Raw genomic sequence first — 16,183 nt, 5'->3', positions numbered from 1 at the left:
GATCCACGCGCGGATAGGATCGCCACCGGGGACCACAGCTAACAGGAGGTTTTCTCATGTCCGAGATCACGTTCAAGGGCAACCCGGTCACGGTCGGGGGCACGTTCCCGGAGCCCGGTGACACGGCGCCCGAGTTCAGGCTGGTGGGCAAGGACCTCGCCGACGTCACGCTCGGGTCGTTCGGCTCCTCGGTGAAGGTGCTCAACATCCTCCCGAGCGTCGACACCGGCGTCTGCGCGGCCTCGGTGCGCCGCTTCAACCAGGTCGCCGCCGAGCACCCGGAGGCCGTGGTGCTGTGCGTGTCGGCCGACCTGCCGTTCGCGCAGCAGCGCTTCTGCGGCGCCGAGGGGCTCGACGGCGTGACCATGCTGTCGCTCATGCGGGGGCGGGAGTTCCTGGGCGAGTACGGCGTCGCGCAGGAGTCCGGGCCGCTGGCGGGGCTCGCCGCCCGCGCGGTGGTCGTGCTCGACGGCGACAACCGGGTGGTCCACTCCGAGCTGGTGCCGGAGATCACCCAGGAGCCGGACTACGACGCCGCTCTCGCCGCCCTGAAGTAACCGCCTGTCCGTGCCGGGGCGTCGCGCGATGGTCGCCGCCCCGGCCGTACGGGCCGCACTGGCCTCAGCTCTTGCGGCCGACCCCGCACACGATGAGGGACGACTGGGGGTCGTCGGCGAAGTCGATCATGTCCGTCTCGTCGGGCCGCCACTGCGGCAGCCACACCATGCCCGGCTCGACCAGGTCGAACCCGGCGAACAGCTCCCTGACGCGGTCACGGCTGCGCAGGACCAGGGGAGAGGTCGCGCTCCGGTAGACCTCGACGCCCTTGTCCACGGCATCGGGCCGGGCGTCGCTGGTGCCGTGCGACATGACCAGGTAGCTGCCGGGGGCCATCGCCTCGCGCAGCGTCCCGATGATCTGCTCGGGGCCGTCGTCCTCGCTCACGAAGTGCATGACCGCGACGAGCAGCACCGCGACCGGCCGGCTGAAGTCGATTAACTTCAACACATCCGGATTTTTCAGGATGCTGCCGGGGTCGCGGGCGTCGCCCTCGACGACGGTGGTGTTCTCGTCGTCGGCCAGCAACGCGCGGGCGTGGACGAGCACGACGGGGTCACGGTCCACGTAGACGACGCGCGCCCCCGGTGCGACCTCCCTGGCGACCTCGTGCACGTTCCCCTGCGTGGGCAGCCCGGTGCCGATGTCCAGGAACTGGGTGACCCCGGCCGCGGCCAGTTGCCGCACGGCCCGCCCGAGGAACGCCCGGTTGGCCCGCGCGGCGAGGCGTACCTCGGGCGCGACGGCCAGGATCTTCTCGGCGGCCTCACGGTCGGCCGGGAAGTGGTCCTTGCCCCCGAGGTAGTAGTCGTAGAGCCGGGCGACGTTGGGCGTGTTCGGATCGAAGCCCAGCGATTCTCGCTCCAACCGGAGATCCCCCGATCAAGATGTAACGATCTTTATGGGGGATTCTACGGATTCGTTATGTCCCTTGTGGAGAAGCTGCGCACATTCGGCTCAAAATTCACTTGATTTCACTCTTTTTCGGTCAGGCTCTCCGGGAAGAGATCGTAGGAGACCAGGTGAGGGGACATTTGTGACGGAACGGGACGCGGAAGACGACACCGGGACAACCGTGCGGGTGCCCGAGGTCGTGACCAGGATCGTGTCGCTGGTGCCCTCGCTGACCGAGTCGGTGGCGGCGACCCTTCCCGACGCGCTCGTCGGAGCCACCGACTGGTGCTCGCACCCCGCGGACCTGCACGTCACGCGCGTGCGCGGCACCAAGAACCCCGACCTCGACGCGATCCGGGACCTGCGTCCCGACGTCGTCCTGGCCAACGCCGAGGAGAACCGGGAGCCGGACCTCGCCGCCCTGCGCGCGACGGGAGTGGCCGTCTGGGTGACCAGGATCGAGAGCCTGGACCAGGCGTTCGTCTCGCTGGAGCGGATGTTCCGGCACGCCTGCCGCGCCCGGCCGCCCGCGTGGCTGGAGGAGGCCCGCGAGGTGTGGCGCGAGCCGGCGCGGGGGCCGCGGCGCACGGCGGTCATCCCGATCTGGCGGCGGCCGTGGATGGTGGTGGGGCGCGACACGTTCACCGGCGACGTGCTGCGCCGGCTCGGCGTGGACAACCTGTACGCCGGTCATCCCGAGCGCTACCCCAGGGTGCCGCTGCCCGAGCTGGCCGCGAAGGCGCCCGACCTCGTGGTGCTGCCCGACGAGCCGTACGCCTTCAGCGCCGGCGACGGCCCGGAGTGCTTCCCCGGCCTGCGGTGCGCGCTGGTCAGCGGGCGCGACCTCACCTGGTACGGCCCCTCCCTCGTGACGGCCCGCGACCGCCTCGCCGGCGCGCTGGCGTGACACCCGGGGGAGAGGGGGGTCAGGTGCCGGTCCTGGAGCGCCCGGACGGGGCGGCGAGGGCGGCGTCCACGGCCTCCGGGCTCAGCACGTGCTCCATGACGATCACCGCCGTGCCCACGATCCCGGCCCGCCGCCCCAGCGAGCTGGTCACGATCTTCAGGTTGCGCGTGGTGTACGGCAGGCTGCGCCGGTAGACGCTCTCCCGGATGCCGGTCAGGTAGTGCTCGCCGGTCTCGGCCATGTCGCCGGCCAGCACCAGGACGCCCGGGTTGAGCAGGCTGACCGCGGTCGCCAGCAGCACCCCGAGCGTCCGGCCCGCCTCCTGGGCGCGGGCGATGGCGGCCGGGTCGCCGGCCTGGACGAGCCGCACCACGTCGCGGCTGGACTCCATGCCGAGGTCGGTGGCCAGGGCGTGGCCGCTGGCCAGCGAGGCGACGCAGCCGCGCGAGCCGCACGTGCAGACCCGGTCGTCGCTCTCGCGAAGCCGTACGTGACCGAGGTTGCCGGCGGCGTCCTCGACGCCCCGGTAGACAGTGCCGTCGAGCACCACGCCGGTGCCGATGCCGGTGGAGACCTTGACGAGGAGCAGCGCCCGGGTGCTCCGCCAGGAGCACCACCACTCGCCGAGCGCCATCGCGTTCGCGTCGTTCTCCACGAGCACCGGCACGCCGAACGCCGCGCTGAGGCTCTCCCCGATGGGGTGGTCGTCCCAGCCGGGCATGAGGAACGACCTGATCAGCCTGCCGGTGCCGTGGTCCACCGAGCCGGGCAGGTCGACGCCGATGCCGCACACCCGCTCGCGTGGCATGCCGGTCCGGTCGAGCAGCCGCTGGAAGGCCTGCCGCACCCACGTCAGCACGGCGTCGGGCCCCCGGTCGATGCGCATCTCGCTGTGCTCCTCGGCCAGCGGCCGGGCGGCGAGATCGGTGAGCGCGACATGGGCGTGGCCGGCGCCGAGGTCGGCCACGAGCACCAGGCGCTTGCCGGCGTCCAGGTCGAGCACCGAGGGCGGCCGGCCGCCCCCGGAGCTGGCGACGCCGGACTCGTGGATGTAGCCGGCCTCGATCAGCCGGTCCACCCGGTCGGTGATCGTGGAGCGGGACAGACCGGTGTACTCGATGAGTTCCTTACGGGTACGGCAGGAGCCATCGCGGATGAGCTGGAGGATGTGCCCCGCCGTCAGCATGGTCTACCCCTTCTCCGCTCCTGCCGTGAGGCCCTCGGTCAGCAGACGCTCGCCGGCGAAGAACACGATCACGATGGGCAGCGTGAGGACCACGGATCCGGCCATGAGCACCGTGGTCGGGATCTCGATGCTACCCGCGAGCTGGGACAGTCCCAGGGAAACCGTCCAGCTCTCCCGCCTCTCGACGAGGAAGAGCAGGGCGAACAGGAACTCGTTCCAGGCGATCATGAACACGTACAGACCGGTCGCCATGAGCGCGGGCTTGGACAGCGGCAGCACCACCCGCCAGATGGTCGACAGGCGCGAGCAGCCGTCGATCGCGGCGGCCTCCTCCACGCTACGCGGCACGGTCTCGAAGTAGTTGCGGAGCATGTATACCGTGACCGGCACGGTCTGCGCGATGTAGACGAGGATGAGGCCGAGCAGCGACCCGCGCAGCCCCATCATCGTGAACAGCACGAAGAGCGGGATGGCCAGCACGATCGCCGGGAAGAGATAGACCGACAGGAACAGGAAGTGGACCTGCCGGTGCCCGAAGAAGCGCAGCCGGGCCACCGCGTACGCGCCGGGGATGGAGATCAGCAGCGTGACCACCACGGACGCCACCGCGACGATCGCGCTGTTGCGCATGAAGGTCAGGAACCCCTGCCGGTCCAGCACGTCCGCGTAGGTGGACAGCGTGAGGTTCCGGGGCCAGAGGGAGCCCGGGTCGAGGATGAGCTCCTGGATGTCGCGGACCGACAGCGTGATCATGTAGAGGAACGGGAACGCGGTGACGGCGACCAGCGCCGCGATCACCAGCGGCTTGAGCACGCGCAGCGCCGCCCGCTCCACCCGGTCCCTGCTCATCGGCCTGGCGCTCGTCCGCTCAGCCGTTGCGCTCACGTTCGCCTCCCGCGAAGAACCTGAGGTAGAGGACCAGGAAGACGACCAGCACGACGGCGAGCACGATGGCCTGGGCGGCGGAGGCGCCGATGTCGTCGCGCGCGGTCAGGAAGTTGTAGACGCGCACGCTGACCACCTCGGTCCCGGCTCCACCGCCGGTGAGCAGGTACACGTCGTCGAACTTGGTGAAGGTGAACACGAAACGCAGCACGGCCAGCAGCGCGATGACCCGCGCGAGCTGCGGCAGGACCACGTGCCGGAAGCGCTGCGTGGGCGTCGCCCCGTCCACCAGGGCCGCCTCCTCCAGATCGGCGGGCAGCGCCTGGAGCCGGGCCAGGATGAACAGGAACGCGAACGGGAAGTACCGCCACGCCTCGAACGCGATGACCGTCAGCAGCGCCACCGGCACCTCCACCCCGAGGAAGGTGCCCTTGGCCTGGCTGAGGAAGGCGATCGGCTGGCTGAGCCAGGTGTTCACGATGCCGTACTGGGGGTTGAGCATCGTCTCCCACAGGAACGCGACGGCCACGACCGGAGCCACGTACGGCACGAGGATGGAGGCCCGCACCAGCGTGCGCCCCCTGAACCGGTCGCGCAGCGCCAGCGCGGTGACCAGCCCGACAACGATGGACAGCGCCGTGCCGGCCACGGTGTAGACGAGCGTGTTGACCAGCGCGGTCCAGAAGCCCGGCTCGGAGATCACGTACCGGAAGTTCTCCAGCGTGTAGTCGCCGAACAGGCCCTTGCTCCGGATGTTGATGAGCCGCACGTCCTGGAAGGCCAGCATGATCGCCCACAGGAGCGGCAGCACGACCACGACGACCGTGATGACCAGGGTGGGCGAGATCAGCGCGAGCCCGGCCCGCCCCTCCTGCTGCCTGAGGGTGCGGGGGCGCGGGCTCACTGGCGGATCCCGCGCTTGATGGTCTCGACGTCCTTCTTGGCCTGGGCGGCGGCGGCCTGCGGTGTCAGCGAGCCGTCCGCGACCTGGCTGAGCGCCTTCGGCACCGGCAGCTCGCCCATCGTGGCGCCCACCAGCTTGCCCTGGCCCTGCGTGATGCCCCAGCGGCCGAAGTGGTCGGGGCCGGCGCGCAGCGCGTCGAGCACGGAGGCCGGGTAGACGTCGGCGAGCGGCTTCTTGGTGTCGACGCCGGCGGGCAGCTTGTTCCAGGCGGCGGCGTAGGTCTTGCGGGTGGGGAACTTGCCCTCCGGGGCCATCCCGATCCACCGCTCGTAGCCCTCGTTCATCGCGTACGCGACGAACTTGGCGGCGGGGTCCTTGGCCGCGTCGCGGGTGACGACCCACGAGACGATCTCCCCGTACTGGGCGGGCGCGCTCCCGTCGGGCCCCTTGAGCGCGGTGACGACGCCGGTGTTCCTGGCCAGCCAGCCCGGGTCCTTCTTGCACTGCTCACAGCTCGGCAACGCGTCCTTGCGCAGCCCCGCCAGCTCGTCGAGGATGAACGACGACCAGATGACCATGGCGGCCTTGCCGGAGAAGTAGGTGGCGCGGGTGGAGTCGACGTCCTGCTTGCCCTTGACCGAGTAGTTCCTGACGAGGCCGGCGTAGAAGCCGAACGCCTTCACGCACTGCGGCGAGTCGAGCGTGACGTTGCCGGAGCCGTCCACGAGCTGGCAGCCGTTGGCCAGGGCCACGTGCTCGAAGCTCTGCGCGGTGAAGGAGTCCTTGGGGGCGATGGCCAGCGTGATGCCGGCGACGCCGCCGGTGTTGAGTTTGCGCGCCGCCGCCTCCAGCGCCTCGTACGTGTCGGGTGGCGCCAGGCCGGCCTTGTCGAACAGGTCCTTGCGGTACAGGACGAGCTGGGCCCAGGCGTCGCTGGGCACGGCCAGCAGCTTGCCGCCGGAGCTGTCGAGGTCGAGGGCGCGCTGGGAGAACGTGCCACGGCCCAGCTGGTCGACGACCTTGGCCGGCGTCTCGGTGTCGAGCAGGTCGTTGGCCTCCAGCTCGCGCACCGACGACAGCGGGAGGGCCCCGATGACGTCGGGCAGCTTGCCGGCGGCGGCCGCCGAGGTGACGATCTGGCTGAACTGATCCTCGGCCACTCCGACCAGGTTCACCTTGATCCCGGTCTTCTTGGTGAAGTCGGCGGCGATCCGCTGCTGCACGGCCATCCGGTCGGGCAGGTTCTCCTCGGTCCAGACGGTGATCTGGTTGCTCGCCTTCTCCTCGTCGCCGCAGGCGGCCAATGTGGCCGTGGCCATCAGGGCGACACAGAGCACGGCGGTTGTCCTCTTCGGCATGGCGGGCTCCTCCGTTGCGGGGATATGCCGCACTTACCCCCGCACGAGATGGCGCAACGTCCGGTACGCGATACCGAGACCGGTCTGTACCCTGTCCGTGCTGCCGGTCCACTCGGGGTCCTCGTGCTCGACGGAGACCACCCCGTCGTACCCGCCCCGGCGCAGCGCGCCGATCACCATGGTCCAGTCGACCTGGCCCAGCCCGGGCACCCGGAACCGGTACCACCCCTTCTCGCCGCTGATCGGGCCGTAGAAGCCGAAGCGGTTGATGGTGCCCGGCAGCAGCTCGGTGTCCTTGGCCTGCACGTGGGAGATCTGCGACACGTACGGCATGGCGGCCGCGACCGGGTCGATGCCGAGCGCGACGAGGTGCGAGGGGTCGTAGTTGAGCCGCAGCCCGAGCGTGAACATCCACTCCCACAGCTCGGGGGAGTAGGCCAGGTTGCCCGGGTAGCCGTCGGGGTGCCAGCTCTTCATCAGGCAGTTCTCGATGACGAGGTCGACGCCGTGGTCCCGGGCGTGGGCGACGAGGGGCCGGAAGACGCCCTCGGCGCGTTCGAGGTTGTCGCGGACCGACAGGCCGGGGTCACGGCCGACGAACGTGCCGACGGTGGGGCAGCCGAGCGCCGCCGCGGCCTCCACGCACCGGCGCACGTGCGCGTTCACCTCCGCCCCAGCGCGAGGGTGCAGATTGTTCTCGTAATAGGCGATCGAGGAAAGGGTGAGTCCGGTCTCTGCGAAGATTCTCCCGACCCGCTCTCTTTCGGCTTCGTCGAAACGGTCCACTCTGATGTGATTTCGGGTATCCGTCGACGGCCATCCGGCGACTTCGAGCGCCTCGAAACCATGCGCGGCGGCCCAGCGGGCGACATCCACGAGATCGAGCTCGGGGAGACAGGCGGTCAGGAAACCCAATTTCATTGTTACCTCCGTCGAAGTCCTGGACTTAAGAGTGTTATCCGCTCAACTATGGTCTGCGTGCACGTACTAATTCCTTGACTTTCGTTTGATCAATAATCGTAAGCGTGGGGGAATGCGCGTCATCACCTTTGAAGGACCAGGTCGCGTCCGTGTCGGCGTCGAGCCGCCCGCCGCCCTCGGTCCGGGCTCCGTCCGGGTCCGCACCCTGTATTCCGGGGTTTCGGCGGGCACCGAACTCACCGCCTACCGCGGCACCAATCCGTACCTCACCCGCAGGTGGGACGCCGAGCGCCGGCTCTTCGTCGACGGCCGCACCCACGCCTATCCGCTCACCGGATGGGGCTACCAGGAGGTCGGCGAGGTCGTCGAGGCCGCGCCCGACGTCGCCGACCCGCCCGTCGGCAGCCTCGTGTGGGGCATCTGGGGCCACCGGGCGGAGGCCGTCGTGCCCGCCGAGCGGCTGGCCGGCCACGTGCTGCCGCCCGGCGCCGACCCGCTGACCGGCGTGTTCGCCCGCGTCGGCGCCATCGCGCTCAACGCCGTCCACGCGGCCGACCTGCGCCTCGGCGACCAGGTCGCCGTCTTCGGCCAGGGCGTCATCGGCCTGCTCGCCACCCGGATGGCCGTGCTCAGCGGCGCCCGGGTCCTCGCGGCCGACGCCATCCCGGCCCGGCTGGAGCTGGCCCGGGCCTTCGGGGCCGCGGAGACGTTCGACGTGCGCTCCGGCTCGGTCGCCGAGATCGTGCGCAAGCGCGTCGAGGGCGCCGACAGCGCCATCGAGCTGAGCGGCAGCCACCAGGGCCTGCACGAGGCCATCAGGACCGTGCGCCGGGGCGGCCGCGTCGTGGCCGCCGGCTTCTACCAGGGCGACGCGGCCGGCCTGCGGCTGGGCGAGGAGTTCCACCACAACCAGGTGCAGCTCGTCTCCTCCCAGATCGGCGGCGTCGCCTCATGGCTGTCCCACCGCTGGGACGTCGAGCGGCTCCAGCGCACGTTCATGGAGCTCGTCCACCGGGCCGAGGTGAGCGTCCTCGGCCTGGTCAGCCACGTGGTCCCCGCAGGGGAGGCCGCCACGGCCTACGAGCTGCTCGACCACCGGCCGTCGGACGTCCTCCAGCTCGTCTTCCGATTCGAGGAGTGAGACAAGTGAAGCTTTCCGTCCAGGAGCAGCTTCTGCCCGGCCGCACGCTGCAGGAGAAGTTCGCCTTCGCGGTCGACGCCGGCTTCGACGCCATCGAGCTGCGCGGCAAGGGCGACTTCCACTTCGCCACCCGCCTGACCGAGCTCAAGCGCGCCCTGGCCGACGGCGTCGTCATGCCGACCGTGTGCGTGGACATGCCGCACTTCATCGGCGACTTCGACCCGGTCCGGCGCAAGGACGCCATCCAGCAGCTCAGGTCGCAGCTCACCGTGATCGCCGAGCTGGGCGGCATCGGCGTGATGACGCCGGCCTCCTGGGGCCAGTTCTCGCGCCGGCTGCCGCCGTTCGAGCCGCCCCGCGGTCCGGACGAGGACCGCGAGGTGCTGGCCGAGGCGCTCACCACGCTCGGCGAGCACGCCCAGCGCAACGGCGTGCTCATCATGCTGGAGCCTCTCAACAGGTACGAGGATCACATGGTGAACACGCTGGCCGAGGCCGTGTCGTACTGCTCGATGGAGGCGATCCGGGTGGCCGGCGACACCTACCACATGAACATCGAGGAGGACGACCCCTGCCGCTCGATCCTGCAGGCCGCCCCCTACCTTGCTCATATGCAGGTCAGCGAGTCCAACCGCAACCAGCCCGGCACCGGCCACCTCGACTGGGGCGCCCAGCTCGCCGCCCTCGACGCCGCCGGCTACGACGGCTACCTGGCGCTGGAGTGCCGCCTGCGTGGCGAGCCGGAGATCGTCCTTCCCCAGACCGCCTCCTTCATCAGGAAATTCCTATGATCCTCCGCGATGCCGTCCGCGTGCTCGTCGCCAACTGGGACGGCAGCTACACGGTCCCCTCCCGCACCCTCTACCCCCACCAGTGGAGCTGGGACTCCGCCTTCATCGCCATCGGCAACGCCCAGTGGTCGCCGCGCCGGGCCAGGTCGGAGCTGCTGACGTTGTTCGGGGCGCAGTGGCGCGACGGCCGGGTGCCGCACATCGTGTTCAACCCGGCGGTGCCGGAGGGCGCCTACTTCCCCGGACCGGAGTTCTGGCAGGTCAGCGCGCCCTCCGGGGCGCGGACCTCCGGCATCGTGCAGCCGCCCGTCCACGCGCTGGCCGCCTGGCGCGTCCACCTGGCCGACCCCGACACGGCGTTCCTGCGGCGGATCTATCCCCGCCTGGTCGCCCAGCAGGAGTACCTGCGCACCGCCAGGCGCTCGCCCGAGGGGCTCATCTCGATCGTCCACCCGTGGGAGTCGGGCATGGACAACAGCCCGGCCTGGGACGCGCCGCTGTCCGCCGTCGAGCCCGAGCCGTCCGCGTTCGTGCGTCGTGACACCACCCACGTCAGCGTGGACGAGCGGCCCACCGACCGCGACTACGCGCGTTACACGACCCTCGCCCGCGCCTACCGCGACACCGGTTACCGTCGCTCCGACGCCTTCCGGGTCGAGGACCCGCTGTTCAACACCGCGTACGGCGTGGCCGAGGTGGCGCTGGCCCGGATCGCGCGGGCCGTCGGGCACGACCCCGAGCCGCACCTGCGTGAGGCCGCCGCGCACACCTCCGCGATGGCCGAGCACCTCTACGACGACGGCCTCTTCCACGCCCGCGACATGCTCACCGGCTGCCTGGTGCGCTCCAACAGCGCCGCCGGGCTGACCCCGCTCATGCTCCCCGGCCTGCCGCGCGAGCTGGTCAACGAGCTGATCGGCACCGGGCTCGACCGTTTCGGGCTCAAGGACGGGATCCTGCCGAGCTTCGCGCCGGCCGCGCCCGAGTTCGACCCGGTCCGCTACTGGCGCGGCCCCGCCTGGATCAACCTCACCTGGCTGATCTGGCGGGGCCTGCGGCGGCGCCGGCCCGACCTGGCGGCGCCGCTCGCCGAGGGCATGGTCCGCGCCGTCGCCGAGTCCGGGTTCCGCGAGTACTTCGACCCGTTCACGCTGGAGGGGCACGGCTGCCACGACTTCAGCTGGTCAGCCGCCCTCGTCCTCGACGTCGCAGCGGAGGACGGCCTGGACGGCGTGACGCCGGCGGGCGGCCAGATCCGCGAGGAGGCCCGGCGCCTCGGCGAAATCGGCGACCTCGGTGACGAGGTGCTCGCGTAGCACCGCGCCGCGCTGCCCGAGCAGGGCGATCGTCTCGTACGAGAGCCGCTCCCTGTCCCAGGCGTGCGCGAGCCCGCGCGGCACCCGGCCGATCTGCGCGCACCGCAGCGACAGCCCGTTGTGGTGGAACTCCTCGCCGAGCCGCACCTCGTCCGCGCCGCCGGTGTAGAAGGCCAGGTCCACGACCGTGCCCTGTGGCCGCAGCATCCGCAGGGCCAGCGCGAGCGCCCTGGCCTGCCCACGGCACTGGAACACCACGTCGGCGCCCCGGTCGTCCGGGCCGTGCCGCCAGCGGCGCTTGAGCTCCACCGCCGGGTCCTCCTCCGTGGCGAGGGCCCCGGCTCCCAGGGCTCGGGCGCCCAGGGCCTCGGCGATCCGCAGCCGGGCGGGCGTCTCGTCCGCCACCACGACCTCCGCCGCCCCGTGCGCCAGCGCGAACGAGGCCGTGAGCAGCCCCACCACGCCCGCCCCGACCACGGCCACGCGCCGCCCGCGCACGCCGTCGCCGAGGTCCCGCACCGCGGGTCCGTGCAGGTCGGCGGCGGCGTGCAGCAGCCCGTTGGCGCAGATCGGCCCCATGTGCGCGACGTAGACGCCGAGCACCGGGTCGAGGCCGGCCGGCAGCTCCACGAACCGGTCCGTCAGCGGGTCGGCCACGTACCCGGTGCGGTGGCCGTACGCCATCGCGACCAGCGCGCCCTCGCGCACGGCCGCGGTACGGGCCTCGACCACCCGGCCGACCTGCATGTACCCGATGCCGCGCACGGGATAGCGGACCGCCGGCGCGCCCGGCCGGAACAGGCCGAGCGCCCGGTCCCAGGAGGCGGCGAGGTAGGGGTTGGTGCCCTTGACGTAGGTCAGCTCGGTGCCCGTGGAGATCCCGCTGTAGGCGGTCGCCACCCGGAACCCGCCCTCGGGCACCTCGGGCAGCTCCTCCTCGGCCAGGGCGATCTTGCCGGGAGCCTCGACGCACAGCACGCGGCTGCGCACCGTCGCGCCGCCCGTCACTCCGGCGCCGTGGTCAGTCATCCAGGGTCACCGGCCTTCCCTCGGCCGCCGACCTGGCCAGCGCGAGCGCCACCCGGTGGGTGCGCAGCGCCTCCGCGTACGGCACCCGCACGTCGCCGTCCGCGCCCCGCACGGCGTCGACGAACGTCCGGTCCACCAGCGTCTTCGCCCGTCCGGCGTCCTCGACGACCTCGCCGCCGTCGACGGTCAGCGAGGTCTCGGTCAGCTCCAGGGCGACGCCGTCGGCGTAGACCTCCAGTCCCGCCCGGTGCTTGTGCCGCAGCAGGCTCGTGGTGGCCAGGGTGCCGGTGGCGCCGCCCGCGAAGCTCAGCACGGCGGCCACGGCCCGGTCCACCTCCCCGGCGGCGCCGTCGCCGCCGGACGCGGCGGGCACCGCGTGGACCATGGTGACCTCGCCCACCAGGACCCGGGCCAGGTCCAGGACGTGGACCGCCTGCTCGACGACCTGGCCGCCGGACCGGGCCGGGTCCAGCCACCAGCCGACCGGGGGAACCTTGTCGAGCCAGTGGCCGAGCGCCAGCCGTACCGGACGGTCGGCCAGCAGGTCGCGGGCCCGGTCGAGAACGTCCAGGTAGCGCCAGTGATGCCCGACCGCCGAGGGCAGTCCACGCCGCTGGATTTCGGACGCGATGTTTTCCGCGGTCTTCAGGTCGAGTGCGAGCGGCTTTTCCACGAAAATCGGGAGATTACATGACAGAACATCATGCTCAGGCTTACCGTGCGCGAATGGGGGCACGCAGACGTATACTGCGTCGAGTCCGCCCGCCTCCAGGAGCCCGGCATGGCCGTCAAAAGCCGGGACTCCGTGACGCGCGGCGAGCGCCTCGGCCTTGAGGGGATCGACGTCGGCGATTCCGGCGATCACCACATCGGGAAAACCTGACAGCACGTCCGCGTGACGCGCGGCGACATTTCCGGCACCGATGATGCCTACACGGGTGGTTGAGGACACATCTCGCATATCCCACGCTTGCGCAAAATCAAACAACACGTTCAAACGCGCGGCTATAGGGAACATATGCGCGACCGTGAACCCCTAAAACAGAACGGGGCTGAGTGCATGGAGACAGAACTGCGGGCCTTGGCCAGGGCTCGGGAATGGTACGGTCCCCACTCGAGCACCGCGACCGAGTGGGTCCCCGAGGCCCTGCTCCTCGCCAAGGGAACGACCACGGTGAGCGTCGTCCTGCCGGCTCGCAACGAGGAGTCGACGGTCGGCGACATCGTCACCGTGATCCGCCGCGAGCTCGTCGAGCGGGTTCCGCTCGTGGACGAGGTCCTCGTCGTCGACTCCAACTCGACCGACGCGACGGCCGAGAGGGCGGGCGCCGCGGGAGCACGCGTCGTGGCACAGAACGCGGTGCTCTCCCACCTGCCGCCTCTCACCGGCAAGGGTGAGGCCCTGTGGAAGGGCTTGGCGGCCTCCAGCGGGGACATCGTCGTCTTCGTCGACGCCGACCTGCGCGACTTCGGCGCGCACTTCGTCATCGGCCTCCTCGGGCCGTTGCTGACCGACCCCGGCATCCAGTTCGTCAAGGGCGCCTGCGAACGGCCGTTCACCGGCGCCGACGGGGTGCGGCGGCGAGGAGGCGGTGGGCGGGTCACCGAGCTGGTGGCACGCCCGCTCATCAACATGTTCTGGCCCGAGCTGGCCGGGTTCCAGCAGCCGCTCGGCGGCGAGTACGCCGGCCGGCGCGAGACGCTGGAGCAGGTGCCGTTCGTCACCGAGTACGGCGTCGAGCTCGGGCTCCTCGTCGACCTGCTGGAGCTGGTCGGCCTCGACGCCATGGCCCAGGTGGACCTGGGCGTCCGGGTGCACTCCCACCAGTCCACCGCGGCACTCGGCCGGATGGCCGGGCAGATCCTGCACACCGCCTGGACCCGTCTCGAACGCCAGGGGCGGGTCATGGCCGCCCAGCCGCCCGCCCGCACGCTCCTGCAGTTCGGGCTCGACGGGCAGGCCTCGCTCATGAACGTCGTCGTGGCCGAGCGTCCTCCGCTCGCCTTGCTGCTCGCCGAGGAGGACGTCGCATGAACGTGCTGATCAACACGGGACCCTGGCTCCAGGTCCCGCCCTCCGGCTACGGCGGCATCGAGAACGTCGTGGCCACGCTCGTGCCCCCGCTGCGGGAGCGCGGGGTGCGGGTCGTCCTCGCCTCCGTCGGGTCGAGCACGCTGGAGGTGGACGAGCTGGTAAGCGTCTACGACTCCGGCCAGTTCGCGGAGCTGCAGAAACCGTACAATGAGGTCATGGGGCTGGCGCACGCCCACCAGGCGATGGTGGCGCGCGAGCTGCGCCGCCGCGACGACGTGGACCTCGTCCACGACCATCTGGAGGTGGTCGGTCCGGCCGTGCTCTCCGCCCTCGACGGGCCGCCCGTGCTGCACACCCTGCACTGGGACCTGCGCAAGCACGCCGCGTTCTACGGCGCCTTCCCCGAGTCGGTCGCCGCCAACGGCGTGTCGGAGTCGCAGCTCCGCACCGCGCCGGCCGCCCTGCGCGAGGCGGCGCTCGGGGCGGTCCACCTGGCCACCCCGCTCGCCGGCGCCGCGCCCCGGGTGGAACGCGGCGAGCATCTGGTGGTCATGGGGCGGATCTGCCGGCTCAAGGGCCAGCACGTCGCGGCCCGCATCTGCCAGAAGCTGGGGCAGCCGCTGGCGCTCGCCGGGCCGGTCAGCGGCCTCGGCACGCAGGCCGAGCTGGACGCCGTCGTCCAGGACCCGTACCACCCGTTGCACGGCCACCCGGACGTCCGCTACCACCTGGAGGCGGTCGGCCCTTACCTCGACGGCGACCTGGTCCGCTGGGAGGGGGCCGTCGCGGGGCGTCGGCGCGACGAGCTGTACGGCTCGGCGCGGGCCGCCCTGTTCCCCGTCCAGTGGGACGAGCCGGGCGGGACCGCGGTGGTCGAGGCGCTCGCCCTCGGCGTGCCGGCCGTGGGGCTGCGCCGGGGCTGCCTGCCGGAGCTGATCGACCACGGCCGCACCGGATGGCTGGCCGACACCGAGGAGGAGCTGGCCGAGTACGTCCTGCGGGTGGACGAGATCGACCCCGAGGAGTGCCGGGCGGAGGCCACCCGCCGCTTCTCGCCGGGCGTCATGGCGGACCGCTACCTGGAGCTGTACGAGGCCACGATCAGGCGGCGGCGAGCCGGCGCCTGATCGTGGCAGCCACGCTCGGGCGGCGTCCTCAGTGGACCGCGGGGCGCCGCCCGAGCACCAGCCGGGCCGGCAGGGCGGTGGCGGCGAGCGCGAGCGCCGCGGCCGCGCCGGCCACGGCCAGGTATCCCGGCACGGGCACGGACGGCGCCGCCGAGCCCGTCATGCCCGCGGCGAACGCCGTCAGCGTCACCAGCGCGATCAGCGTGCCCGCCCCGATGGACACGAGCACCGCGGCCAGCGTCTCCAGCCGCAGCACGCGCAGCACCTGCCGCCTGGTCGTGCCCACCAGCCGCAGCAGCGCCAGCTCGCCGGCGCGGTCCGAGGTGGACATGGCCAGCGTGTTGACCACGGCGATCGCGGTGAAGGCGATGACCAGTCCCATGGCCACGTAGTTCACCCCGGCGTCGTTCACCCCGGCGTTCGGGGCGCTCACCCCGGCGGCCGCGGCGCGGTCGAGCACCCGCAGTCCGGGCAGGGCCGCGGCGAGCCGGTCCCGGGTCAGCGCGGGAGCCGACACCAGCAGCGTGCCCGACGGGTCGTCCACGTGCGCGGCGACGAGCGCGTGGTCCAGCGTCACGTCGCCGAACCCGAGACCGCGGGAGTAGAGGGCGGCGACCCGCGGCGCGACCGGCGTGCCGTCGCCGAGCGTCAGCTCCAGCCGGTCGCCCACCCCCACGCCGAGCCGGGAGGCCGCGGTCCGGCTCAGCGCGACCGAGCCGGGGCCGAACCCGTCCAGGGACCCGGCCACGACACCCAGGTCCACGGTGCGGGCGTCCGGCGTGAGGCCCTGCGCGCCGTACCGGTCGAGCCCGGCCCTGACGGAGGTGCGCACCACCTCGGTGACGGCCTCCACCCCGGCCACCCGGCGTACCCGGGCGGCGGGCGTGCCCTCCCGGAGCTCCGGACCCGTCGCGGCGGGTCGTTCGCGGCCGGACAGGACGAACCCGGCGCGGATGCCGGCGTCTGCCTGCTCGCCGGCCGCCTGACCGAGGGTGACGGGGACGAACAGGATCGTGCACGTCATGGCGACCATGAGAGTGAGCGGCGCCATGACCGAAGCCGTCCGCCCGGCGCGGGAGCGCAGGTTGCGCGCCGCGAGGTGGCCGGCGGCGCCGAGGGCGCCCAGCGGCG

15 protein-coding genes are annotated in these 16,183 nt (G+C 71.9%); 6 read left to right on the top strand and 9 right to left on the bottom strand.

All coding sequences use genetic code 11. From position 1 onward, the window contains the following. Positions 1-56: 56 nt before the first annotated feature. Positions 57-557, top strand: coding sequence for a thiol peroxidase (gene tpx / locus ABZS51_RS22310; protein ID WP_355444084.1), 501 nt, complete (start codon positions 57-59; stop codon positions 555-557). 64 nt (positions 558-621) lie between these two features. Here the strand turns inward: tpx and ABZS51_RS22305 are convergent, their stop codons facing one another. Then, positions 622-1,425, bottom strand: a complete 804-nt coding sequence (locus ABZS51_RS22305; protein ID WP_355444081.1) for an SAM-dependent methyltransferase — start codon at positions 1,423-1,425, stop codon at positions 622-624. Between the two features lie 169 nt (positions 1,426-1,594). On the opposite strand from ABZS51_RS22305, the gene ABZS51_RS22300 reads away from it, so the two are divergent. Then, a complete protein-coding gene (locus ABZS51_RS22300; protein ID WP_355444078.1) occupies positions 1,595-2,359 on the top strand; it encodes a helical backbone metal receptor in 765 nt (254 codons plus the stop codon). 19 nt (positions 2,360-2,378) lie between these two features. Here ABZS51_RS22300 and ABZS51_RS22295 read toward each other — a convergent pair whose 3' ends face one another. Genes ABZS51_RS22295 through ABZS51_RS22275 form a run of 5 tightly spaced genes read right to left on the bottom strand, consistent with a single transcriptional unit; the run spans position 2,379 to position 7,613 of the window. Next, the gene (locus ABZS51_RS22295; RefSeq protein WP_355444075.1) at positions 2,379-3,545 is read right to left on the bottom strand and encodes an ROK family transcriptional regulator; all 1,167 of its coding nucleotides are present in this window, start codon (positions 3,543-3,545) and stop codon (positions 2,379-2,381) included. A 3-nt stretch (positions 3,546-3,548) separates the two neighbouring features. Next, the gene (locus ABZS51_RS22290) at positions 3,549-4,430 is read right to left on the bottom strand and encodes a carbohydrate ABC transporter permease (RefSeq protein ID WP_355444072.1); all 882 of its coding nucleotides are present in this window, start codon (positions 4,428-4,430) and stop codon (positions 3,549-3,551) included. Beyond that, positions 4,414-5,334, bottom strand: a complete 921-nt coding sequence (locus tag ABZS51_RS22285; protein ID WP_355444069.1) for a sugar ABC transporter permease — start codon at positions 5,332-5,334, stop codon at positions 4,414-4,416. The genes ABZS51_RS22290 and ABZS51_RS22285 overlap by 17 nt, the downstream gene beginning before the upstream one ends. Beyond that, on the bottom strand, positions 5,331-6,692 hold the full coding sequence (locus tag ABZS51_RS22280) for an extracellular solute-binding protein (protein ID WP_355444066.1): 1,362 nt from the start codon (positions 6,690-6,692) through the stop codon (positions 5,331-5,333). Before ABZS51_RS22280 ends, ABZS51_RS22285 begins: the two co-directional genes overlap by 4 nt. Before the next feature lie 33 nt (positions 6,693-6,725). Beyond that, positions 6,726-7,613 (bottom strand): sugar phosphate isomerase/epimerase, encoded by an 888-nt coding sequence (locus ABZS51_RS22275; RefSeq protein ID WP_355444063.1) that lies wholly within the window; start codon positions 7,611-7,613, stop codon positions 6,726-6,728. A gap of 112 nt (positions 7,614-7,725) precedes the next feature. On the opposite strand from ABZS51_RS22275, the gene ABZS51_RS22270 reads away from it, so the two are divergent. Then, positions 7,726-8,754 (top strand): zinc-binding alcohol dehydrogenase, encoded by a 1,029-nt coding sequence (locus ABZS51_RS22270; protein WP_355444060.1) that lies wholly within the window; start codon positions 7,726-7,728, stop codon positions 8,752-8,754. Between the two features lie 5 nt (positions 8,755-8,759). Further along, the gene (locus ABZS51_RS22265; protein WP_355444057.1) at positions 8,760-9,545 is read left to right on the top strand and encodes a sugar phosphate isomerase/epimerase family protein; all 786 of its coding nucleotides are present in this window, start codon (positions 8,760-8,762) and stop codon (positions 9,543-9,545) included. A 1,184-nt stretch (positions 9,546-10,729) separates the two neighbouring features. On the opposite strand, the gene ABZS51_RS22260 is transcribed toward ABZS51_RS22265, so the two are convergent. Then, the gene (locus ABZS51_RS22260; RefSeq protein ID WP_355444054.1) at positions 10,730-11,890 is read right to left on the bottom strand and encodes a zinc-binding dehydrogenase; all 1,161 of its coding nucleotides are present in this window, start codon (positions 11,888-11,890) and stop codon (positions 10,730-10,732) included. Further along, a complete protein-coding gene (locus ABZS51_RS22255; protein ID WP_355444196.1) occupies positions 11,883-12,851 on the bottom strand; it encodes a Gfo/Idh/MocA family oxidoreductase in 969 nt (322 codons plus the stop codon). Before ABZS51_RS22255 ends, ABZS51_RS22260 begins: the two co-directional genes overlap by 8 nt. A 99-nt stretch (positions 12,852-12,950) precedes the next feature. Between ABZS51_RS22255 and ABZS51_RS22250 the strand changes: the two genes are divergently transcribed. Then, positions 12,951-13,925, top strand: coding sequence for a glucosyl-3-phosphoglycerate synthase (locus ABZS51_RS22250; protein ID WP_355444051.1), 975 nt, complete (start codon positions 12,951-12,953; stop codon positions 13,923-13,925). Further along, a complete protein-coding gene (locus ABZS51_RS22245) occupies positions 13,922-15,052 on the top strand; it encodes a glycosyltransferase (protein ID WP_355444048.1) in 1,131 nt (376 codons plus the stop codon). Before ABZS51_RS22250 ends, ABZS51_RS22245 begins: the two co-directional genes overlap by 4 nt. A gap of 28 nt (positions 15,053-15,080) precedes the next feature. On the opposite strand, the gene ABZS51_RS22240 is transcribed toward ABZS51_RS22245, so the two are convergent. Beyond that, positions 15,081-16,183: FtsX-like permease family protein (locus ABZS51_RS22240; protein ID WP_355444045.1), on the bottom strand; the 1,103-nt coding region annotated here is incomplete at its 5' end.

The sequence above is a fragment of the Nonomuraea sp. NPDC005501 genome (genome assembly GCF_040605905.1).
Taxonomy (GTDB): Bacteria; Actinomycetota; Actinomycetes; order Streptosporangiales; family Streptosporangiaceae; genus Nonomuraea.
Note: the sequence above shows the minus strand (reverse complement) of the source record. Positions and strands in the feature narration are given on the sequence as shown.